The organism is Actinocorallia sp. B10E7 (assembly GCF_039871655.1).
Lineage (GTDB): Bacteria > Actinomycetota > Actinomycetes > Streptosporangiales > Streptosporangiaceae > Actinocorallia.
The window spans coordinates 37415-59472 of sequence record NZ_JBDPLZ010000011.1 but is presented as its reverse complement, the minus strand read 5'-3'; the positions used below and the strand labels follow the sequence as shown (position 1 = coordinate 59472).

The following is a 22058-nucleotide window of genomic DNA, read 5'->3' as shown; positions in this document are numbered from 1 at the left end:
CACTCGGGTCGTCATGGCACCCGCGCGATGCAGATCGTCCGGTTGCGCAGGCCGCTGATCGGCCGCAGGTAGGGGAAGTAGTACGTTTCCACCGGCTCGAACCCGTGCTCGGCCAGACGCTCGCTGAGGTGCTCCTTGGAGATGAACCAGAAGTCCTTGAGCCGGTCGTGCGGCGTGAACGGCAGCGCCGGATCCCGTGGGGCGTCGTTGGAGAAGACCAGGTGGCTGCCGGATTTGAGGTCGAAGGTCTTGAGCTTGGCCAGCGCGGGGCCGGTGCCCTCCTCGGGGTCGAAGAGGTGGCCGAGGAAACCGTCGGCGTAGACGACGTCGGGTGTGCCGAGGTCGTAGGGGAGCATCGCGAAGTAGTCCGCGGTGAACGCCTCGACGCCCTTGTCGCAGGTGAGCGCGACGGCCTCGTCGTTCACGTCGATCGCGCGGACCCTCCGGTCCAGCCGGGCGAGGTCGCCCTCGACGAAACCGTTGCCGCAGCCCAGGGAGAAGATCTGCGCCCCGCTCTGGGTGAGCGAGAGCAGCTTGAGCACTATGTGCGAGCGGTACTCCGGGACGTAGGTGGAAGGCGTGATGGAGTCCTGGAACGCGCCTCCGCGCTCCCAGATGGCGTAGATGCTCTCCTCGGCCTGTCCGACCTGGCGAAGCTCCGTGTAGTAGTCGCGAACCTGGTCCAGATCCTGCTTCGTCTGAATCATCCCTGTCCTTGGTCGGCTCTCGAGTAGAGGTGTTCCTGCGTGTACTCGACGGACTTGAGCGGTCTGCGGCGCAGCTCCTCGACGAGCGACGCGAGCGGCGCCGGCGTCGCGGGGCCGAAGGCCCGGTAGAGCTTGCGGGCCTGGTCGGAACCGCCCGCGAGCAGGGCGTCCGCCAGGACCCTGGCGAGCGAGCGGAGCCCGGCCAGCACGACCTCCGGATCTCCGGTGAGCACGGGTCCGCTCCCGCCGTTCTCGAAGGCGAGCGCGCTGAACTGCCGGAAGTAGGACAGCTGCAGGTACATGCCGTCGCTGTCGGGGAAGTGGCCGAGGCCCCGTGAGGTGTACCGGAGGCATTCGGCGAGGTAGTAGGAGATGACGTCGGCGGCGGTGAAGCCGAACCGCTCCGCCCACACCTCCGCCAGGATGAGCGTGCCGAACACGTCGGCGGCGACCTCCTGGAGCGTGACGGACACCCAGCGGTCCGCCGCGTTCAGCTCCTTGAAGTCGGTCGACGGCCGGTGTACGAAGTGCCCGAACTCGTGGCCGAGGACCCCGAGGACCGGCACGGCCGCGAACCGCTCCGCCGCCGGGTCGAAGCCGTCGCCCACCCGGAGGAACTCCTCCGACAGCGGGGCCGAGGCGCTTCGGAGCAGCGCCTCGTGGGTGTTGGCGAAGTAGTAGGTCTTCTTGAAGGGCGAGTACTTGACGCCCTCGTCCTCGGGCAGGAAGTAGGCGATGTGCTTGGGGTGGAGGTTTCCCTCTCCCGCCATGAAGAACAGCTCGGCCGCGCCGAAGGCCGGCACGTCGCCCAGCTTCAGGTCGGGGTGGAGGGAGCGCAGGTAGTCCCCGGTCTCCTCCCGCATGCCCGACGCCGCGTCGACGAACGCCTGGCGGACGCCGTCGCGCCGGCAGGCGAACGCCGTCGGCAGGCCCTTGACCTCCTTGCCGTACCAGGTGGAGACCTGGCCTGCGACGAGGGTGTACTCCTCCTTGAGCCCGGCGAGCTCGGCGAGGATCTCGTCGGAGTAGCCGCCTTCGACGGCGTCGGCGCGCAGTGCCGCCGCACGCCGGTCCTGCTCGCCCGGCAGCCTTCCGCCGATCTCCCGCAGGGCCTTGGCGACGGGGGCCGGGTCGTTGAACCGGCGGCGCGCGGGCACGCCGATCTCCTTGACCCGCTGCCACTCGGCCTCGATCGCCGACTTCAGCGCGGCGAGCCCGGCGAGGAACTCCCCGCCGAGGCCGGGGCCGGCCGGGCCGAGGTCGAGGCAGGAGAGCTCGTACCCGGCGGACGGCGGCCAGAAGGCGCTGCGGTATTCCCGGTAGGTGCCCGTCCTGGACAGGTTGGAGGCGTGATCGAATCTGTCGGCGGCGAGCGCGTCGGCCACGGACCTTTCCTCTCTAGTCATTCCGCTGGTCCTCGAGAACGATGGCCGCGCCCTTCTCGCCGATCATCATGGCCGCGGCGTTGGTGTTGCCCGAGACCATCGACGGCATGACCGAGGCGTCGACGACCCGCAGGCCCGCCAGCCCGTGGACCCGCAGGCGGTGGTCGACGACCGCCATCGGGTCCGCGCCCATCCGGCAGGTGCCGACCGGGTGGTAGGAGGTGTCGCCGTTCCTCTTGGCGTAGTCCAGGAACTCGTCGTCGGTGCGCACGTCCGGGCCGGGGACCAGCTCGTGCGCCCGGAGCGCGTCGAACACGGGGTTCTCGACGATGGCGCGGGCCAGGCGCATCCCGGCGACCAGCCGCCGCGCGTCCTCCTCGTGCTCGAGGTAGCGGGGGCGGATCGCGGGCGGAGCCGTCGGATCGGCTTCCCGGATGTGGATCGACCCGGCGGACAGCGGGCGCAGCGGGTAGACGCCGAGGGTCATGCCGGGCTCGGTGTCGAGCCGGCGGGTGGCGCCCGCCCCGTAGCTGGCCGGGGCGAAGTGGAACTGCACGTCGGGCCTGGGCTCGGCGCCGGTGGAGCGGACGAAGCCGTGTCCGAGCGCGATCGGCAGGCTGAGCAGGCCGCGCCGGCCGCGCAGGTACACCGCGATCTCGCGGGCGAGGCGCATGCCGCGCGACCGCTCGTTGAAGGTGATGGGCCGGGTGACCCGCCAGCGCAGCCGGGAGGCGAAGTGGTCGCGGTAGTTCTCCCCGACCCCGGGCAGGTGGTGGACGACGGGGACCCCGGCGGCGCGCAGGACGTCGGCCGAGCCGACGCCCGACAGTTCCAGCAGCTGCGGTGACTGCACGGCGCCCGCGCTGACGATGACCTCGCGCCGGCAGCGGGCGATCCGCTCCTGCCCCTTGTGGCGGAAGACGACGCCGGTGCAGCGCTTGCCGTCGAAGACGAGGCGTGTGGCGAGGGCTCCGGTCAGGACGGCGAAGTTCGGGCGGCTCCGGGCGAGCTTCAGGTAGGAGCCGACGGCGGAACGGCGTCCCCTGTCGTGGTTGACCTGGTAGTAGCCGAAGCCTTCCTGGTCGCCCGAGTTGTAATCGGGGTTCTCCGGATAGCCGGACTTGACCGCCGCTTCGAGGAACGTGTCGCACAGGACGTCGCGCTCCCGGGGGAGACCGACGTGGATCAGGCCGTCGGTGCCCCGGGTCTCGCCGGTGATGCCGACCGCGCGCTCCAGACGGCGGAAAGAGGGCAGGACGCCCTCCCAGGACCAGCCGGGATTGCCCTGGGCCTCCCAGTCGTCGTAGTCCTCCCGCTGGCCCCGGACGAAGATCATGCCGTTCATGCCGTTGGAGCCGCCGAGGAGGCGGCCGCGCGGGATCGAGACGGAGCGGTCCGCGATGGTGGGGTCCGCCTCGGTGGTGAAGCACCAGTCGTACTTCGGGTTGTTCATGAGGAGGGTCTCGGCCGCCGGAATGGACAGCAGCGGGCTGCGGCGCTCCTCGCCCGCCTCCAGCAGGAGCACCCGGACGCCGGGGTCCTCGCTGAGCCGGGCGGCCAGGACGCCGCCCGCGGCGCCGGAACCGACGATGACGTAATGGGGGTCGCGCACGGCTGCTCCTACGCGGCCGGACGCACGGAACGCGCGCCGGTGATGGTCGTGCGGTGCATCAGGCGCCGGGTGCCGGTCTCGTCGTAGGGGGTGGCGCGGTGCATGGCGCTGCGGTTGTCCCACAGGATGATGTCGCCCACCTGCCACCGGTGGCGGTAGGTGAAGCGCGGAAGCACCGCGACCTCCTGGAGGAAGGTGATGAGCGGGGCGCTCTCGTCCTCGGACATGCCCTCGATCCGCCAGGGAACGTTCCCGCCGACGTTGAGGGCCTTGCGTCCGCTGACCTCGTGGACCCGGACCATCGGATGGGAGACGTCGACCCACTCGGCACGCTCCTGCTCCGTGGGCGCGGGGCGGTCGGGGTAGTTGTAGGGGCGGGAGCGGACCCGGCTGATGACGACCTTCAGGTCCTCGATCCGCGCCTTGAGCTCCTCTGGAAGCGCCTCGTAGGCGCCGAACATGTTGCCGAACCAGGTGTCGCCGCCGACCGGCGGCACCTCTCGGGCGTACAGCATCGAACCCGCCGGGGGGTTCTCCAGGTACGCGCCGTCGCTGTGCCACACCCGGCCGCTGTAGGGGGAGCCGATCGGCTTGCCGTTCTTGGTGATGTTGGACAGCACGAGGATCTCGGGGCGCTCCTGCTCGTTGAACTTCGAACGGGTGTAGGAGAAGACCTCGCCGAAACGGCGGGTGAAGTCCACGTGCTGGTCCGGGGTCATGTCCTGGCCCCTGATGAGAAGGATCGTCGTATCGATCCACGCCTCGTAGATACGGTCGAAATCTGTGTTCGAGATTTTCTCGGTGACGTCGATACCGAGTACCTCGGTGCCGATTCCCTCAGTGATCGGACGCAGTTCTAGCATGCGCTTTTCCATTCCTGCCGAGATTTTTTTCAGGCGGGGATCTCGACCTGATAGTCCTCGACCCAGTGACGCATTTCCACGAGCTGGATCAGCAACGCCGCCGGATTCGATCCGCCGGGCAGTTCGTCGTTCATCCGTCCGGCGGTGATCCGCTGGATCAGATCGTTCATCCGGGCGGTGTCGAACAGGTGCCTCAGCGGGGAGCCGGGGTCGTTGACGATCCAGGACGCCTCGGCGAGCAGCGTCCGGTCGTAGTCGGGGTTCTGGACGTGCGGGTAGGCGCTCTTCCGGCGGTTGGCCACCGCCGCCGGCAGCACGTCGGCCATCGCCGCCTTGAGCAGGCCCTTCACGCCCCCGGCCGATTTCATCGACCATGGGACGTTCCACACGTACTCCACGAGCCGGTGGTCGCAGAACGGCACGCGCACGTCCAGGCCGAGGGAGGCGCTCATGCGCTCCTTGCGGTCGAGGATCACCGAGAGCGGGCCGGACAGCCCGAAGAAGAACAGCTCCCGGATCCGGGCCTCGGCCGGGTCCTCGCCGGGCAGCCGCGGCACCCGCGCCAGCAGCGTCTCGTAGCGGGCGCGCTCGTCGGCGGCGGGATCGAGCTCGGCGGCCAGATCGGGCGCCAGGTGGTCGACGAGCTTCGGGCCGCCGAACATCCAGGGGAAGCCGTCCTTGTCCAGGACGTCCCGGCGGAAGAAGTACGGGTAGCCGCCGAACACCTCGTCGGCGGCCTCGCCCGTCATCACCACCCGGCAGGTGGCGCTCATGTGCTGGAACAGCAGGCGCATCGAGGCGTCGAACTGGCCCCATCCGGGCAGGTCGCGGGCGGTCCGCGTGGCGGGCACCGTCGCCAGGAGGTCCGCCACGGACGCGGTCAGCGTGGTGTGGTCGGTGCCCAGTTCGGCGGCGGCCGCCTCGGCGAACGGCGCGTCGATGTCGGGGCGCAGTTCCGAGGCCGTGAAGTGCTCGGTGTCGCCGGCGAACCTGAGGCAGAACGTGCGGAGCTTCGCGTCGGGGGCCAGGAGCCGCGCCGACAGCGCGGCCACCGAAGTGGAGTCCACGCCGCCGGAGAGCATCGCACCCATCGGCGCGTCGGCCGTGACCTGCCGTGCGACGGCGTCCTCGAGCAGTTCCCGCACGCGCCGGGCGGTCTTGTCGAAGGAGTCCTCGTGGGGGGCGCTCGTCAGCCGCCAGTACCGGCGGGCGGTGAGCCCCTCCTCGGTGAAGACGAGGAGGTGCGCGGGCGGTACCTCGTGCAGGCCGGCCAGGGGGGTCTCGCCCGGCAGCGCGAGCCGCGGCTGCAGGACGATCGGCAGCTTGGACAGGTCGAGCCTGGCCTTGAAGCGGGGGTGGGCCATGATGCCCTTGGGCTCCGAGGCGAACAGGATCCCGTCCCGGTAGGCGTGGTAGTAGAGGGGCTTCACCCCCATCCGGTCGCGGCCGAGGACCAGCCTGCGCTCCCGGCCGTCCCAGAGGGCGAAGCCGAACGCGCCGCTCATCCGCTCGACGAAGGCGGGACCCCAGCGCAGGTAGGCGTGGATGAGGGCCTCGGCAGGATCCCCGGCTCCCGGCTCAGAAGGCTCGTGGAGTTCGCCCGTGAGGACCGCCACGACCTCTCCGGCGGAGGTCTTCACCCGGGCGGGGGCTCCGGAGCCGCGCGCCTTTCCGGTGAAGAGAGCACGGCGGCCCAGCCCGGCACTGCGGGAAATCCACGTTCCGCCGGAGTCGGGGCCCCGGTCGCGCATGGTCCCGGTCATCCGGTCAAGGATTTCCCGCCGTTCCTCGAGATCGGCGGAGAAATCGACCCAGCCAACGAGCCCACCCATATTCCTTTTATGCCTCCGCCCATTCGAATGCCGCGCGGAAGCGGCTTTCCGACCTGCAGGGCAACAGTCACATGATCTGCGAAGGCCGTCAATCTCTTCCGTTGTTAAAAGTCCGTCTCCCGGGTGATGGATCGGAAACACAACGGAAATGAGAGATCGCGACCCCTTTCCCGGCGGGCATGCTCCACCGTATGGAGTGAGTCGCATGCGTACTCTCTCGGAAATACCCCGAGCCGAGTCAGAGGGACGCCAGTTCCCGGGTGAGGAGGCCGAGGCCCATGGGGCCCAGGCGCAGCGCGGCGGTGTGGAAGCCCTTCAGGTCGAAGCCGGCGCCGTGGCGGGTGCGGGCGGCCTCGCGGCCGGCCAGCCAGACCCGCTCTCCCAGCCGGTAGGAGATCGCCTGGGCGGGCAGGCCCAGGTAGCGGTCGACCTCCCAGGCCACCACGTCGTCGTGGTCGGGGCTGTGCTCGCGCAGGAACGCGACCGCCAGGTCGCGGGTCCAGCGCTCGCCGGGATGGAACGCCGAGTCCGCCGGGATCCGCAGGCCGAGGTGCAGGCCGATGTCGAGGATGACGCGGATCGTGCGGAGCAGACGCCCCCCGTCGAGCATCCCGAACCGGTGCGCGGGATCCGGGTAGCGGCCCAGCTCGTCCATGAGCCGCTCGGCGTACAGGCCCCAGCCCTCGCCCCAGCCGGGGTGCAGCTCGCTGCCGACCCGCTGGAACCGGTGCAGTGACGGCTCCAGCACGGTCGCGCCGAGCTGGAGGTGGTGGCCTGGCACCCCCTCGTGGAACATGATCGCCGGAACGGTCCAGGTCGGTGTCTCCTCGCCCTGGGTCGCGTACCAGACGCGGCCGGGGCGGCTCAGGTCCTCCGAGGGCGCCAGGTAGTAGATGGCGTCGCCGGTCGGCGGGGTCCGGCACTCGATCCGCCGCAGCGGCCCGGGGATGTCGAAGTGCACACCGTCCAGGTCGGAGATCGCCCGGTCGGCGAGCTCCTGGATCCAGGCGCGGAACGGCTCTCCCGACGGCATCCGGTGACGGGCGTCCAGTTCCGCCCGCACCTCCGGCAACGACGCCCCTGGGAGGATCTGCTCGGCCGTGCGCGCGAGATCCCGCTGCAGGGCCGCCAGCTCCTCCCATCCCCAGGTGTACGTCTCCGCCAGGTCGAGTTCGGTGCCCAGGAAGTTCCGGACGCCCAGCATGTACCGTTCGCGCCCCACCCCGTCCCGCTCGGGCGCGTACGGCGCGAGCTCCTCGGTCAGGTAGGTCCCGAACTCCCGACAGGCCGCGGCCGCCGCACGCGCCCCACGCTCCAGCCCGGCCCTTCCCGCGAGCTCGCGGAAATAGGCGGCCGTCGGCCCCGTCTGGGCGGCGGTCGCCAGGATCATCCGCCGTTCGGCGACCCTCCCTCGCTGCCGCCCCCGTTCCAGAGAGGTCCGCAGCCTCGCGAGCGCCCCGGAGAACGCCTCGATCCGCGCCCTCAGCGCCTCCCCGCTCTCGGCGCCCCCTTCGTCGAGCACCTCAACGGACTGGCGCAACCGCTGAAACGGCCCGTCGACGTTCGAGAAGTCCAGCACGTGAACGTCCGCCTCGTCCAGCAGCGCGAACGTCTCCAGCTTCTCCCGCAACACGGCCGCGCTCCGCCGGTCCGCGTCGTCCCGCGCCACCGCGCCCGCCAGCCGGGCGAACGTCCGCCGTGTCAGATCCGCCCGAGCCGCGTACCCCTCCGGCCCGTAGTCGGTGAGCGCCTCGTCTTCTCCGGAGATCCCGCACAACGCCGCCAGCGACGGGTCGACCCGCGCCAGTTCCGCCACGTACTCATCCGAAATCTCCGAGATCTCGCTCATTCTCCAGAATCTACAGTTCATCGCCCCGCGGCCTCGCTCATCGGGAACGGCTCACCCGGTTGTGAAGTCGGCGAAGTCGAAGCCGGGCGAGACCCCGTCTCCCGGGCCTCAGCCCTGAAAACGCAGCAGGGCTTCCTGGGCGTAGGAGGCGACGAGGGCGCCGTCGGTGGTGAGGACGTCGCCGCGGCCGAAGCAGCGGCCGTGGGCCAGGATCGGGCTGTGCTGACGGAGGAGGAGCCAGCCGTCGGTGCGGAAGGGGCGGTGGAACCAGAGGGTGTGGGAGGTGACGGCGGAGGCGAACGCCGTGCCCGAGTCTCGTTGGCTGACGCCTTCGACGGGGCGCAGAGCGGTGCCGATGAGGGTCAGGTCGGTGGCGTAGGCGGTGAGGGCGGGAGCCAGGGCCGCGTCGACCTCCGGGGTGCGCATCCACAGTTCGAGTTCGGGTGCCCCCGGCTCGGGGGAGTCCAGGTCGGTGGTCGTCCGGGTCTCCCAGGGGATGAGCTCGAGGTCCGTCCGGTGCTCCGCCCCGGGGACGGAGGGGACGGGCCCGGTCGTCTGGTGGTCGGGCCCATCCTCGGCGGCGTGCAGGGAGACCGAGGCGGTGGCCACGATGCCACGGGACTGGCGGGCGATGATCGTCAGCGTGGTGAAGGCGCGGCCCTCGTGGTGGCGCTCCACTTCGTAGCGGACGGGCTCCTCGGAGCCTCCTGCCCGGGGGAAGAGGACGTGCAGGGACTTGACGGCCTTGTCCGGGCAGGTGAGGGAGGCGGCCCGGGTGAACTGGGCCAGGAGTTGGCCGCCGAACAACCGGTGGTACTTCAACCGCTGGTTGCGTCCTTCGAAGGCCGGGGGCGTGGCCTCCCCGTCCGGGGCGCGCAGTTCCAGGCAGGAGAGGAGATCGCTCCAGAGCTCGGACGGGGGGGATTCGGGCACGCTGGCAGCAGACATGCCCCGATTGTAAGCATGGCTACCGAAATTTGAGAATTGGGTTCTCGGCTGGGGTGAACGCCGCGGCGTGGTCGCGGACGAAGTCGGCGATGTCACGCGGGGGACGGCCGAGAAGGTCGGCGACGGTATCGGTGGTGAAGTCACCCCAGCCGGAGGCATACGCCTGCGCGTACTCCTCGAGCATGTCGACGATCCATTCGGGAACGCCGTAGCCGAGCAGTGTCCTGCGTTTAGCGTCGTCGCCGACCGGCAGGTACGTGATGGATCTGCCGAGAACGAGACCCAACCGGTCGGCGACCTCGTCGAACGTCAGCGAACGCGGGCCGGTGAGGACGTACGTCTCGCCGTGGTGGCGGTCCGGGTGGTCGAGGAGCACGCGGGCGGCGCACTCGGCGATGTCGCGTACGTCGATCATGCCGATCCGCGCCGAGGCCGTGTTCAGCGAGAACGTCCCGGTGGCGGAGATGTCGTCCGCCTCGTTCAGCAGGTTCTGCATGAACCAGTGCGGACGCAGGATCGTCCAGCGCATGCCGCACCGTTCGGTCTCCCGGTCGGACAGCGCGTGCAGTCTGCCGCTGCGGTTCGGCGCGTCGTGCGCCGCGCCGACGACGGACAGCCGCACGACGCGCTCCACGTCGGCCTGGCGTGCGGCCCACACGGCGTTCATGTTGTTCTCCGGAGCGCGCGGGCCGTTCGGAGTGAGCAGCCACAGGTCCTGCACGCCCTCGAAGGTCGGCGGCAGCGACCGGGCGTCATCGAGGTCCCCGACGAAGACCTCCACGCCTTGCTCGCGTAGACCGTCCGCTTTGGACGCGTCGCGGACGAGAGCGCGGAGGTCCGCGCCGGCTCCTTTCAGCACGTGCGTCAACGCGGTGGAGACGGTTCCGGTGGCTCCGGTGATCAGCACGGTGCGAGACATGGTCGTTCTCTCTTTCTGGTCAGTTGGCTGAAATGGCCGGCTCGGCGTCATGGCTCTGGATCGGGGCCGCCGGGGGCTTCACTGTCGTCCGGCCGGCGGTGACGCGTTCCAGGGCCCAGAGCATGGCGGTTCCGGCCGCGAAGACGGCGCCCAGGACGCACACGCCGGTCCAGCCGCCGTGCGCCCAGACCACCGAGGTCAGCGCGGAGCCCACCGCGCCGCCGACGAAGAAAGTGGTCATGAAGGCGGAGTTGATCCGGTTGCGTGCCTCGGGCCGGAGCGCGTAGACGACGTTCTGGCTGCTGTTGAGCACCGCCTGATGTGCCAGGTCCAGCGCGATCACGCCGACGAGCAGCCAGACCAGCGAGTGCGCTCCGGCGGCGAGGGCCGCCCAGGAGGCCACCAGCAGGATCGTTCCGGCGCCGCTCACGGCCTGCACGTATCCGCGGTCGGCCAGCCGCCCCGCCACCGTGGCGGTCAACGCGCCCACGAGGCCGACCAGGCCGACGAGGCCGATGGCCGATTCCGACCAGCCGTACGGCGGCCGCACCAGCAGGAGGGTCAGCGCCGTCCACAGCACGCTGAACGAGGCCAGGCTCAGGGCGGCGATGACCGCCCGCCACCGCAGCAGCGGCTCGTACCGGAACATCGCCACCGTCGAGCGCAGCAGCCCGGGGTAGGACATGCGCCGCCCGTCGTCGCCACCGCCGCCACCGTCGTCGCCGTCGATCCGGGGCAGGAAGACGCGCAGCAGCACGGCCATCAGCGCCATCAGCGCCGCGCCCGCCCAGTAGACCGTCCGCCAGCCGGCCAGCTCCGACAACGCTCCGGACGCGGTCCGCGCCAGCAGGAGGCCGAACATCAGCCCGGTCATCACCGTGCCGACCACGCGGCCGCGCTCCTCCGGCGCCGCCAGCGTCGCGGCGAACGGCACCACGACCTGGGCTCCCACCGAGGTCAGCGCGGTCAGGGCCGTGCCCGCCAGGAGCACCGTGCCATCGGAGGCGAGGGCCGATACCAGTAGGAACACCGCGGTCGCCGCGTAGAGGGACACCGCCAGCCTCCGCCGGTCCACCAGGTCGCCGAGCGGCACCAGCAGGATCAGGCCCAGCGCGTACCCGCACTGCGCGGCCGTCACCACCAGTGCCGTCGAGGAGGGGCCGGTGCCGAACTCCCGGCCGATCAGGTCGAGCAGCGGCTGCGCGAAGTAGTTGCCTGAGACCGCGAGTCCGGTCGCCGTCGACATGAGCAGGAGCAGCCCGCGCGACAGGCCGTTCGTAGAGGGCTTCGTCGTCATGCCCCCAGCGTCGACGAGAACGATCAATGAGTCCAACACATGCTTGTCATCACAGCGATCGTGGATCACGATTGATCCATGGAGCTCCAGCAGATGCGTTACGTCGTCGCCGTCGCGGAGGCGGGGAACTTCACCCGCGCCGCCGAGCGGTGCCTGGTCGTCCAGTCCGCGCTGAGCCACCAGATCGCCCGGCTGGAACGCGAACTGGGCGCCAGGCTGTTCGACCGCACCAGCCGCAGTGTCCGGCTGACCCCCGCAGGCGAGGCGTTCCTCCCCGCGGCCCGACAGGCCCTCGACGCCGCCGAACGGGCCCGCGCCGAGGTGGCGGCCGCCGGCGGTGAGATCCGCGGCCGCCTCGCCGTCGGCGCCATCCCCACCGTCACCGCGGTCGACCTGCCGACCGTCCTGAAACGTTTCCACCTGCGTCACCGGCAGGTGCGGATCAGCCTCCGCTCGGACGGCAGCGACGCGTTGGCCGAACGGGTGCGGCAGGGAGACCTGGACGTCGCCTTCCTGGGGATACCGGTGGGCGCACGCCCCAAAGGCGTCCGCGGCCGAGAACTCGCGCGCGGCGACCTGGTCGCCATGGTCGCGCCCGACCACCCGCTGGCGGGCGAGGAGCACACGGACCTGCACCGCCTGTCGGAGGAGCCGTTCGTCGACTTCCCCCCGGGCACCGCCGGCCGAGCCCAGTCGGACGAGGCGTTCGCGGCGGCCGGAGTCCGGCGCGAGGTGGCCTTCGAAGTGACCACCGCGGACTTCATGGCCCGGCTGATCCGCCAGAACCTGGGAATCGGGATGATGCCCGCCACCTTCGCGCCCGAGCTTCCCGACCTGTCCGTCATCCGCGTCCGCGACGCCCCGGCCCGCGCGGAGCACCTCATCTGGAGCCGCTTCCAGCCCTCACCCGCCGCCGCGGCCTTCCTGTCCATCCTGGGCGTCCCGACAACGGAACCCCCTGAACCACCACATGGGTGACGGCGCGGCCTGTTTGAGAACGGGGTTCTCTGTCAGCGGCGGGCGAAGCCCCGGGAGCAGAAGTCCCAGACCTCTTCGGCGGTGAGGGTGTGGGCCTCGTCGCCGTCGGCGCCGCCGCCGGCCTGGGCGTTGAACATGACCGTCTGCATCGTCAGGGCGGCCAGGCGGCGGGGCTTGGCGCCGGGGTGCAGCTCGCCCGCGGCCTCGGCCTGCGTCATCAGCTCGGTGAAGAGCGTCAGGAGCGGGGAGTGCGCGACCTTCACCTCGGCGGGGTGGGAGAGCAGCAGCTGCGGGGCGAAGTCGGTGAACAGCGGGCGCTGGGCCGCGGGGTCGGGGCGGCAGAGCTCGAACAGCAGCTGGGCGGCGACCCTGAGCCGTTCCATCGGCTCGGACTGGCCCGCCGCGGCGGCGTGGATCTGGTCGGCCGACCGGCGCAGGGCGTCCTCGAACAGGGCGAGCAGGAGCTCGTGCTTGCCGTCGAAGTGCTGGTAGAAGCTGCGAAGGGACTGGCGGGAGCGGTCCACCACCTCCTGCACGGTGAAGTCGGTGGTGCCCTTCTCCGTGATGATGGCCTGGGCCGCGTCGAGGAACCGCTCCACTCTCTGCTCGGCGCGGAGTTTGGCGGCCTTGGTGGAGCGCTCGATCGCGCGCTGCTTCCAGGCCGGCTCTTCGCTCATCTTGTTAGCGGGCGGATCCGTCTTCTGCGCCATAGGTAAACCTTACTGCACAGTACCGATAGGCCGCCTGTGCCTTGGTCGTGTGTCGCCTCACAAGATTGAGACCCTTACTTTCAATTCACGAGAATGCTATTCTCGCACCACTGTGCACCTAAACCTGGGCTGAGGAGACTTTTCGTGGCTTGGGACTTCCAGAGCACCCCGCGCGGGCTGCCGCATCCAGGAGACCGGGATGCTCTTTGAATTCGACGCCGACCAACGGCTGTGGCAGGACACCGTCCGTGAGGTCCTCGCCAAGGAGTGCCCGCCCGCGCTGGTCCGCGGGGTCGCCGACGGCGGAGCCGATCCGGCCCCCCTCTGGCGGACCTACGACAACCTCGGCTGGACCGAGCTGACCGAACCCTCCGAGACCGTGGAGCTGGCGATCCTCCTGGAGGAGCTGGGCCGGGCCGTCGACCCCACCCCCTACCTGGCGACGATGACCCAGTTCGCGCCCCTCGCGCCGGGAGCCGCCCAGCAGGGACAGACCGGAGCCGCGGTCCTGGAAGGGGTGACCGCGCGCCGCCACGACGGAGGCTGGCTGCTGGACGGCACCGCCCGCCACATCCTGGACGGCGACCGCGCGGACTGGCTGGCCGTCGTCACCGACGAAGGCGTCTTCACCGTTCCCGCCGAAGAGGCCGACATCACGCGCACCTCCGTCTTCGATCCCGTCCTGCACGTCGCCGAGGTCTCGTTCCGGGAGGTCTGGGTCGCCGAACACGACCGGAGCGACGCCGACGTGGAGCGGGCCCGCCACCTCGCTCTCACCGGTCTGGCCCTGACGACGGTCGGAGCCTGCCAGCGGATCCTCGACCTGACCCTGGAACACGTGCGCACCCGCCACCAGTTCGGGGCGCCGATCGGCTCGTTCCAGGCCGTCAAGCACAAGGCCGCCGACATGCACGTGGCGATCGAACGCGCCCGCGTCCTGGCCTACTACGCGGCGTTGACGATCGCCGCCGACGACCCTCGCCGTGCCCTGGCGGCCTCGATGGCCAAAGCGTCGGCGGGGGAGTGCCAGTCCCTGGTGTTCCAGAGCGGTCTCCAACTGTTCGGAGGCATGGGCTACACGTGGGAGAACGACCTTCAGTTCGCGCTCAAGCGCGCCAAGGCCGGTGAGCTGCTGCTCGGCGGCGCCGCCGAGCACCGGGCGCTGATCGCAGAGGAGTACCTGTGCAGTTGACCTTCGACGCCGAGGTCGAGTCCTTCCGCGCCGAGTTCGCGGCGTTCCTCGACGAGCACCTGCCCAAGGAGACGGAGTCCTCCGAGCGGCCGCGCTCCACCGCCCACATCCCCGAGTGGGCGCGCCGCTGGCAGCGGCTGCTGTTCGACGAGGGATGGCTGCTGCCGGGCAATCCGCCGGAGTTCGGCGGGCGTAACGCGAGTCTCCTGCAGCAGTACGTGCATCTGGAGGAATTGGCGCGGCGGCGGATCTATCACAGCTTCAACCCCCAAGGCCTGGGCATCATCGCGGCCTCGTTGTTGTCGTTCGGGACCGAGGAGCAGAAGCACCGCTGGGCGGTCCCGGTCCTGCGTGCGGAGAAGACGGCCGCGCTGGGCATGAGCGAGCCGGGAGCGGGCTCGGACCTGGCCTCGCTGCGCACCCGCGCGGTGCTGGAGGGCGGCAACTTCACGGTGAACGGGCAGAAGGTGTGGACGTCGGGCGCGCACGACGCCGACTTCATCCTCGCCTTCGTGCGCACCGACCCCGACGCGCCCAAGCACAAGGGCATCAGCACGTTGATCATCCCTACGGACACGCCGGGCGTGACCCGCCGCCCGTTCGGCTCGCTCATCGGCCCCGACGACCTGGACTTCAACGAGGTCTTCTTCGAGGACGTCAAGGTGCCCGCCGAGAACCTCGTCGGAGGGCTGAACCAGGGCTGGACGGTCGCCAACGGCTCCCTCGGCCACGAGCGCACTCTGCTGTGGCTGAGCTTCGCCGAGCGGCTGGAGGACCTCACCCAGGACTTCCGCCCGGCCGGGGCGCTGGACCGCGACCGGTACGCCACCCTCGTCATGGACCTCCAGGCCCTGCGCCTCATGGGCTCGGCGGCCCTGGCCCGCGCGGCCCGCGGCGAGCAGGACGTCGCCGCGCTGTCCGTGCTCAAGCTGTTCGGCTCCGAAGCGGTGCAGAGCGCCACGGAGGCGGCGCTGGAAGCCGCCGGTCCCGACGCGCTCGCCCACCCCGCGAGGACGGCGCCGTTCAACCCCATGACCCTGACGGACTTCTACGCCGGCTGGTTCGAACGCTACGCGCGGAGCTTCTCCGGCACCATCGCCGGCGGCACCTCCGAGATCCAGCGCACCATCATCGCCGAGCGGGTGCTCGGCCTGCCCCGAAGCTGAGGAGCCGGACTTGTACATCGACTACGAGGTCGCCGACAGGATCGCGACCATCACCCTCAACCGCCCCGAAGCGGCCAACGCCCAGAACATGCAGCTCCTCGACGAGCTCGACGCCGCGTGGACGAGGGCGGCGCAGGACGAGGACGCCGCCGTGATCGTGCTGCGCGCCGAAGGCAGGCACTTCTCCGCCGGCCACGACCTGAACGACCGCTGGCCGTCCCCCGACGAGATCACCCTGGAGTGGATCTACAACGCGGAGACCCGCCGCTACCTGGACTACTCCCTGCGCTGGCGCAACGTCCCCAAGCCGTCCATCGCCGCCGTCCAGGGCCGCTGCATCGCGGGCGGCCTGCTGCTGTGCTGGCCGTGCGACCTGATCGTGGCCTCCGAGGACGCCCTGTTCTCCGACCCGGTGGTCACGATGGGCATCGGCGGGGTGGAGTACCACGGCCACACCTGGGAGCTGGGTCCTCGCAAGGCCAAGGAGATCCTGTTCACCGGTCGTCCTCTGACGGCGGAGGAGGCCGAGAAGGTCGGCATGGTCAACCGGGTGGTGGCGCGGGAGGAGCTGGACGCCGCGACGCGTGAGCTGGCGGCGCAGATCGCCGAGATGCCGGCGTTCGGTCTCCGTCAGGCCAAGCGGGCGGTGAACCAGACCCAGGACGTGCAGGGTTTCTACGCCGCGATCCAGTCGGTGTTCGACATCCACCAGACCGGTCACGGCAACGCCCTGAGCGTCGGCGGCTACCCGATCCTGGTCAAACTCGACGAGATGAAGGCCAAACTCAAGTAGGCGTACGACATGCGAAGGCCGGGCTGAGACCAGCCCGGCCTTCGCATGTTCACGGCGGCCCGCGGAGCGGATGGATCAGAGATGGACGAGCCGGGGGGCGGAGCCCCGCTCGCGCAGGAGGGCCCCGGCCTCGCGGGTCAGCTCGCGGGCGCTGCCGAGCAGCCCGTCCAGGACGAGGGCCCGGCGGACGTGGCGGTGGAGGTCGTGCTCGGCGGTGAAGCCGATGCCGCCCAGGACCTGCTGGCAGTGCTTCGCCGCGGTCAGCGCGGCCTGCCCCGCCGCGGCCTTGGCCAGCAGCGAGCCCAGTTCGTCCTCGGCCGCCAGCAGTGTCGCCTCCGCGCCTTCGAGGGCGACGAGGGTCTCGGCGAGTCGGTGCCGGACCGCCTGGAAGGAGGCGATGGGCCTGCCGAACTGGGCGCGGTCCAGGGCGTGCGAGCGGGCCAGGGCGAGCATGGCCCGCCCGGTGCCGAGCAGCCACCAGCCGAGCGCCCGCCGTCCCGCCGCCAGCGCGGCCACGCAGGGAGCATCCCCGGCGGTGACGGGCCGCAGCGGCAGGTCGCCGTCCAGCGCGGTGCCGTCTCCGAGGGCGTCGCGCTCCCACACGATCCAGGACCCGCCCGCGTAGGGGAGCGGGAGGGTCCCGCCGAGGGGCAGCTCCGCGGCGTCCAGCAGCACGTCGTTGAGCACCGGGGCGTGGGCGCCGGTCTCTCCGAGCAGCCGGAAGACCAGCGGGACGGCGACCTGCGGTATCTCGGCGAGCAGATCGGGCCAGCCCAGCCCGGCCAGGGCCTCATCGAGGTCCCGCCCGGGCGCGGTGGCCGCCATGGTCCCGCGCAGCGCCTCGGCGAGCAGCGCCCGCTCGTCGGCGTCCATGGTCAGGTCGGTCACGCCGTCACTCCCTTCCGAGGTCGAGCAGGCGGCGGGCGATGATGTTGCGCTGGATCTCGGCCGTGCCGCCGTAGATGGTCGCCGCCCGCGAGTACAGGTATTCCGGGCGCCACGGCGAGTCGGTGAGCTCCAGCGTCCCCGGCAGCAGGTCCCGGACGGTGTCGAACAGCCGCTGCTCGGCGGTGGCCAGCAGCACCTTGTCGATCGAGGTCTCCGGGCCCAGCCGGGCGCCTTCGGCCAGCCGCCTCTGGGTCCCGTGGGAGCGGCAGCGGGCGGTGTGCAGGGCCAGGTAGGCCGAGCCGAGGGCGGCGTCGTCGGGGATCTCCGTCTCGTCGACGAGCTGGTCCAAGCGCGCGAACAGGTAGGCGATGCGGTGCCAGAAACAGGTGGAGCGTTCGTGCGGGAGCAGGTCCATCGCCAGCCGCCAGCCGTCGCCGGGGCCGCCGAGCATCCGGTCGGCGGGCACCACCACGTCGTCGAAGAACACCTCGGCGAACTCGTCGACGCCGTGCATGGTGCGCAACGGCCTGACGGTGATGCCGGGGGTGTCCATGTCGACGAAGAACGCGGTGATCCCGTCGTGGCCGGGCGCGGTGCGGGTGAGCAGGACGCAGCGGGCCGAGTACTGGGCGAGGCTCGTCCAGACCTTCTGGCCGCTGACCGTCCAGGAACCGTCCTCGCGCTGGACGGCCCTGGTGGCCAGGGACGCCAGGTCGCTGCCGGAGCCGGGCTCGGAGAAGCCCTGGCACCACTGCTCGCGCCCGCTGAGCAGCAGCGGGACCATCTCGGCGGCCAGTTCCGGGCGGGCGTAGGAGATCATCGTCGGGGTCAGGACCTCGACCATCGAGTAGATCCCCGGTTCGGCGAGGCCGCGGGTGGCGACCTCCTCGCCGAGCACCGCCCGCAGCACGGCCGGCCCCCCGAGCCCGCCCACCTCGGCGGGCCAGCCGTAGCGCATCCAGCCCGCGTCGTGGAGGGCGCGCCGCACCCGCGCCAGTTGGGCGACCTGCCCGTCCAGCGAGTGGTCGGGCCCGGGGGACAGGTCGTTCTCCGAGAGCCAGGCCCGAAGACCGGCCCGGAATTCCGTGACGTCCATGGGGGTTCAGGCGTCCGAACGCTTGTGGGCGTGCGGGATCCCCGAGTCGTGGGTCCCGCTGCGGCGCAGGAACGTCATGGACCTCGTGCGCAGCCGCCAGCCGCCGTCGGCGCGCACATAGGTGTCGCTGTAGTAGCCGATGCGCATGTGGTGGTTGGTCTGGTCCACGAAGCACAGCGGCTGGGTGCCGGTCGCGCTCTCGCCGTCCTCGGCGAACTCCACGAGCGGGGTACCGGTCATGAACAGCCCCTTGGGGGCGGCCTCGACCAGCTCGGGGAACTCGTCCAGGGGGTAGGTGTCGCCGAAGGCGCTGTAGGTGCCGTCCGGGGTGAAGACCGAGACCAGCCCGTCGATGTCGCCCTTGGTGATGGTCACCGCGTACTTGGCGAGCAGCTGCTCGATCTCGATGAGGTCGTCAGTTCGCAAAGATCTTTCCGCCTTTCATGACGAACCGCACGTTCTGCGTGACGGTGATGTCCTCCAGGGGGTCGCCGGGGACGCCGATGACGTCGGCGAGCAGCCCCTCGGCGAGCCGGCCCCGGTCGGTGACGCTGATCAGCTCGGCGGCCCTGACGGTCGCCGCGCGCAGCACCTCCAGCGGGCTCATCCCGCGTTCGACCAGGGCGACGAGCTCGTTGGCGTTCCTGCCGTGCGGGATGGCCGGGGCGTCGGTGCCGACCGCGATCTTCACCCCGGCCTCGATGGCCTTGCGCACCGACTCGCGGGCGCGCGGGAACATCTCGGCGGCCTTGGCCTGAAGTTCGGGCGCGGCCTTGGAGACGTCCATGCCGTCGGCCAGGAAGGTGGTCGGCACCAGCCAGGTCCCGCGCTCGAGCATCAGCTCGATGGTCTCGTCGTCGATGAGGAAGCCGTGCTCGATGCAGTCGATGCCCGCCTCGACGGCCGCCTTCACCGCGTCGGCGCCGTGGGTGTGCGCCGCGACCTTCAGGCCGCGCCGGTGCGCCTCGTCGACGATCGCGCGCAGTTCGTCGTCGGAGTAGTGCTGCGCGCCGGGCAGGCCGGTGTGCGACATGACCCCGCCCGAGCAGCACACCTTGATCAGCTGCGCGCCGTGCTTGATCTGGTACCGGACGGACTTGCGGACCTCGTCGACTCCGTTGGCGATGCCCTCCTCCAGCGTCAGGGGGAGCACGCCCGGCGCGAACGCCGCGAACATCGTCGGGTCGAGGTGCCCGCCCGTCGGGGTGATGGCGTGCCCGGCCGGGATGACGCGGGGGCCGTCGATCCAGCCGGCGTCGATCGCCTTGGCGAGGGCGACGTCCAGCAGGTAGCCGCCGGTCTTCACGAACAGCCCCAGGTTGCGGACGGTCGTGAACCCGGCCCGCAGCGTGCGGCGGGCGTTGCCCACCGCACGCAGCATGCGCAGCGCCGGGTCGTCCTGGACGGGCGAGAACGCGGCGGTCTCGCCGCGCCCGCCCATCAGCAGGTTGACCTCCATGTCCATCAGCCCCGGCAGCAGGATCAGCTCGCCGAGGTCGACGACCTCACCTTCGGATGCCTCCGGTGTGCCGCCGACCCCGACGATCCGGTCGCCCTCGATGCGCAGGATGCCCGGCCGGACGACGTCCCCCGTGTCGAGGTCGAGCAGTCCGGCCGCCTTGAGCGTCAGCATTCTCAGACCACGGGTTCCACGAGGAGGTGGACCATGGCGGCACCGCTGTCGGGGACGCGGGCCTGCTTCCAGACCTCGACGGGGAAGGAGACCGTGACCAGTGACTGCATGAGGTGCATCAGGGTCCTGGCGTCCTCGGGCAGTTCGTCGATGGGGAACTTGTCGCAGTAGGCGATGGCGTCTTCCAGAAGGGGGAAGGCGACTTCGTAGAAGTCCTGCAGCTCCTGCATGGAGGAGGCGAGGCGCTTGGCGTAACGCTCCGGCTCGGTGGCCAGGTCCCAGCCGAGGTGGGGCTCGAGGGCGGCGAATTCAGCGGGCAGCGGCATTGGCGTTCTCCTTGACGTAGTCGCCGACGACCTTGTGCAGGTGACGCAGGAGGAGCTCCTGGTCGCACAGGGGGAACTCGGTGACCGCCTTGGCGGCGATCATGGTCTGGGTGGCTTCCAGGGTGTTGGCGTCCTGGAGCGCGTACTCCTTGAAGGTGACCGCGGCGAGTTCCTGGGCCAGGCGTTCGCGGGCGTTCTTCGGCGGCACGAAGTAGAGGTTCGCCTCGAAGATGTGCTTGTCCACCGCGGTCGGCCAGTAGTGGTAGGTCAGGTACCAGCCCGGCGCCCAGAACAACAGGGTGAAGTTCGGGAAGAACTCGAACGAGTCGGTGCCCCACGACTTGTGGCGGGCGGGGTTGATCCCGGGCGGCAGGGTGTCCAGGCCCTCGATGTCGGGCCGGTCCCAGGGGCCGAACAGGCCGCTGCGCAGCACCCGCTCGATCGGCTTGACCATGCTCGGGTCCTTCGGCGGCGCCATGCCGCCCCAGGAGGAGATCATGGAGTGGGGGCTGAACAGCTGGTAGTGCAGGGCCTCGAAGCCGTAGCCCATGAGCTTGTCGGCTTCCTCCTTCACCGCCTGCTTCTGGTGCAGGACGGGGGCGTGGTAGAACTCGGCGAAGGCGTCGATGAACAGCTTCCAGTTGCTGCCGATCTCGGCCTTGTAGGTGTAGACCTCGGTCATCTCATGGAAGGGGTAGCCCTCCAGGCCCTTGGCCATCTCGCCCAGGTACTCCGTCAACGGCTCGGCGTCGGGGTCGAGGTTGACGAAGATGAACCCCTCCCACACCTCGCAGCGGACCCCGACGAGGCCGTATTCGTTCTTGTCCAGGTCGAAGAACTCCTCTTCCTGCTGGACGAACGTCAACTGGCCTTCGAGGTCGTAACGCCAGGCGTGGTACTTGCAGGTGAACTGGCGGCAGGTGCCCTTGACCTCTTCCTGGGGGTAGTCGTTCCACACCAGCTTGTTGCCGCGGTGCCGGCACACGTTGTGGAAGGCGCGGATGACCTTGTCCTTGCCGCGCACCAGGATCAGCGAGGTGTTCGCGACGGGCAGCTCCTTGGTGAAGTAGCTGCCGGTCTTGGGCAGCAGCTCCACCCGGCCCACGTTCAGCCAGGTCTTCTTGAAGACGGCCTCCCGCTCGGCCTCGTAGTAGGAGGGGTCGATGGAGTCGGTGTAGTCGACGGGTCCGGTGCCGAGTTCGGGGTACTGCTCGGTCCAGCTGCCCGCCGGCGGCTTGGCGAAATGGGGCACGGGTCTACCTTTCGTGTTCGGGCTCGACGCCGAAGGTGTTGAAGGCCATGGCCAGCAGGCAGTAGGCGCCGATCGTGAAGACCAGGTCCATGCGCTGGCGCTCGTCGAGGTGCTCGCCGAGCTCGGCCCAGGTGTGGTCGGACAGGTTGGAGTCGTCGTCGAGTTCGTCGACGGCGCGCAGGACGGCCCGCTCGAGCGGGCCGGTGGCCTCGCCCTCTCCGGCCGCCCGCATCTCGGCCTCGGACAGTCCCGCGTCCGCGCCGAGCTTCAGGTGGTGGATCCACTCGTAGTCGCAGCCGCGGCGCCGGGAGACCCGCAGGATCGCCAGTTCGCGCAGGCGGGGCGGCAGCGTGGAGCGGAACAGCAGGTGGATGTTGAAGCCGAGGAAGGACCTGGCCAGGGCGGGGTGGCGGACGAGCGTGCCCAGGGCGTTGCCCGCGCCTTCCAGGTTGCGCCGCGCGGCGGGGAGCATGCCCGCCAGGGCGGCGTCCACCTGCTCGTCCCACTGGTCGTCCGGGAGCGGGGGCAGGCGCATCAGAGGCTCCCCCTTCCCGGGTCCGTGGTTCGCACGGTCATGCGACCCCCTCTCACCTAAGAGAATGTCATTCTCAT

21 protein-coding genes are annotated in these 22058 nt (G+C 70.5%); 4 read left to right on the top strand and 17 right to left on the bottom strand.

Going from position 1 to position 22058, the window contains the following annotated elements; genetic code table 11:
* Window positions 1–11 precede the first annotated feature (11 nt).
* The 9 genes from ABGB12_RS29275 to ABGB12_RS29235 form a co-directional block, all read right to left on the bottom strand.
* Window positions 12–707, bottom strand: coding sequence for a methyltransferase domain-containing protein (locus ABGB12_RS29275; RefSeq protein ID WP_347682715.1), 696 nt, complete (start codon window positions 705–707; stop codon window positions 12–14).
* A complete protein-coding gene (locus ABGB12_RS29270; RefSeq protein ID WP_347682714.1) occupies window positions 704–2092 on the bottom strand; it encodes a hypothetical protein in 1389 nt (462 codons plus the stop codon). The genes ABGB12_RS29275 and ABGB12_RS29270 overlap by 4 nt, the downstream gene beginning before the upstream one ends.
* Window positions 2093–2105: 13 nt before the next feature.
* Window positions 2106–3704, bottom strand: coding sequence for a GMC family oxidoreductase N-terminal domain-containing protein (locus ABGB12_RS29265; protein ID WP_347682713.1), 1599 nt, complete (start codon window positions 3702–3704; stop codon window positions 2106–2108).
* A gap of 8 nt (window positions 3705–3712) precedes the next feature.
* Window positions 3713–4567: a TauD/TfdA family dioxygenase gene (locus tag ABGB12_RS29260; protein WP_347682712.1), complete on the bottom strand. Its 855-nt coding sequence runs from the start codon at window positions 4565–4567 to the stop codon at window positions 3713–3715.
* Window positions 4568–4596: 29 nt separating this feature from the next.
* Window positions 4597–6399 carry an asparagine synthase (glutamine-hydrolyzing) gene (gene asnB, locus ABGB12_RS29255; protein ID WP_347682711.1) on the bottom strand — a complete coding sequence of 601 codons (1803 nt, stop codon included), beginning with the start codon at window positions 6397–6399 and terminating at the stop codon, window positions 4597–4599.
* Window positions 6400–6637: 238 nt separating this feature from the next.
* Entirely contained in the window at window positions 6638–8248 is a 1611-nt protein-coding gene (locus ABGB12_RS29250) for a DUF885 domain-containing protein (RefSeq protein ID WP_347682710.1), read from the bottom strand.
* A gap of 108 nt (window positions 8249–8356) precedes the next feature.
* Entirely contained in the window at window positions 8357–9196 is an 840-nt protein-coding gene (locus ABGB12_RS29245; protein WP_347682709.1) for an acyl-CoA thioesterase domain-containing protein, read from the bottom strand.
* Between the two features lie 19 nt (window positions 9197–9215).
* Window positions 9216–10115 carry an SDR family oxidoreductase gene (locus tag ABGB12_RS29240; RefSeq protein ID WP_347682708.1) on the bottom strand — a complete coding sequence of 300 codons (900 nt, stop codon included), beginning with the start codon at window positions 10113–10115 and terminating at the stop codon, window positions 9216–9218.
* 19 nt (window positions 10116–10134) lie between these two features.
* Entirely contained in the window at window positions 10135–11412 is a 1278-nt protein-coding gene (locus ABGB12_RS29235; RefSeq protein ID WP_347682707.1) for an MFS transporter, read from the bottom strand.
* Between the two features lie 78 nt (window positions 11413–11490).
* Between ABGB12_RS29235 and ABGB12_RS29230 the strand changes: the two genes are divergently transcribed.
* On the top strand, window positions 11491–12390 hold the full coding sequence (locus ABGB12_RS29230) for a LysR family transcriptional regulator (RefSeq protein ID WP_347682706.1): 900 nt from the start codon (window positions 11491–11493) through the stop codon (window positions 12388–12390).
* A 32-nt stretch (window positions 12391–12422) separates the two neighbouring features.
* Here ABGB12_RS29230 and ABGB12_RS29225 read toward each other — a convergent pair whose 3' ends face one another.
* Complete coding sequence (locus ABGB12_RS29225) at window positions 12423–13067, bottom strand: TetR/AcrR family transcriptional regulator (protein WP_347682705.1); 645 nt, start codon at window positions 13065–13067, stop codon at window positions 12423–12425.
* 232 nt (window positions 13068–13299) lie between these two features.
* Between ABGB12_RS29225 and ABGB12_RS29220 the strand changes: the two genes are divergently transcribed.
* Genes ABGB12_RS29220 through ABGB12_RS29210 form a run of 3 tightly spaced genes read left to right on the top strand, consistent with a single transcriptional unit; the run spans window position 13300 to window position 16251 of the window.
* Entirely contained in the window at window positions 13300–14292 is a 993-nt protein-coding gene (locus tag ABGB12_RS29220; protein ID WP_347682704.1) for an acyl-CoA dehydrogenase family protein, read from the top strand.
* Complete coding sequence (locus tag ABGB12_RS29215) at window positions 14283–15458, top strand: acyl-CoA dehydrogenase family protein (protein WP_347682703.1); 1176 nt, start codon at window positions 14283–14285, stop codon at window positions 15456–15458. Before ABGB12_RS29220 ends, ABGB12_RS29215 begins: the two co-directional genes overlap by 10 nt.
* 10 nt (window positions 15459–15468) lie before the next feature.
* Window positions 15469–16251 carry an enoyl-CoA hydratase gene (locus ABGB12_RS29210; RefSeq protein ID WP_347682702.1) on the top strand — a complete coding sequence of 261 codons (783 nt, stop codon included), beginning with the start codon at window positions 15469–15471 and terminating at the stop codon, window positions 16249–16251.
* A gap of 75 nt (window positions 16252–16326) precedes the next feature.
* Here ABGB12_RS29210 and ABGB12_RS29205 read toward each other — a convergent pair whose 3' ends face one another.
* The 7 genes from ABGB12_RS29205 to ABGB12_RS29175 are packed head-to-tail and all read right to left on the bottom strand — an operon-like array spanning window position 16327 to window position 21981.
* Window positions 16327–17139: an acyl-CoA dehydrogenase family protein gene (locus ABGB12_RS29205; protein ID WP_347682701.1), complete on the bottom strand. Its 813-nt coding sequence runs from the start codon at window positions 17137–17139 to the stop codon at window positions 16327–16329.
* A 4-nt stretch (window positions 17140–17143) separates the two neighbouring features.
* A complete protein-coding gene (locus ABGB12_RS29200) occupies window positions 17144–18235 on the bottom strand; it encodes an acyl-CoA dehydrogenase family protein (RefSeq protein WP_347682700.1) in 1092 nt (363 codons plus the stop codon).
* Window positions 18236–18241: 6 nt separating this feature from the next.
* A complete protein-coding gene (locus tag ABGB12_RS29195) occupies window positions 18242–18661 on the bottom strand; it encodes a nuclear transport factor 2 family protein (protein WP_347682699.1) in 420 nt (139 codons plus the stop codon).
* Entirely contained in the window at window positions 18651–19868 is a 1218-nt protein-coding gene (locus ABGB12_RS29190; RefSeq protein ID WP_347682698.1) for an amidohydrolase family protein, read from the bottom strand. The genes ABGB12_RS29195 and ABGB12_RS29190 overlap by 11 nt, the downstream gene beginning before the upstream one ends.
* Before the next feature lie 2 nt (window positions 19869–19870).
* Entirely contained in the window at window positions 19871–20194 is a 324-nt protein-coding gene (locus ABGB12_RS29185; RefSeq protein WP_347682697.1) for a hypothetical protein, read from the bottom strand.
* Complete coding sequence (locus tag ABGB12_RS29180) at window positions 20178–21446, bottom strand: aromatic ring-hydroxylating dioxygenase subunit alpha (protein ID WP_347682696.1); 1269 nt, start codon at window positions 21444–21446, stop codon at window positions 20178–20180. The genes ABGB12_RS29185 and ABGB12_RS29180 overlap by 17 nt, the downstream gene beginning before the upstream one ends.
* A 4-nt stretch (window positions 21447–21450) precedes the next feature.
* Entirely contained in the window at window positions 21451–21981 is a 531-nt protein-coding gene (locus ABGB12_RS29175; RefSeq protein WP_347682695.1) for a carboxymuconolactone decarboxylase family protein, read from the bottom strand.
* Window positions 21982–22058 lie beyond the last annotated feature (77 nt).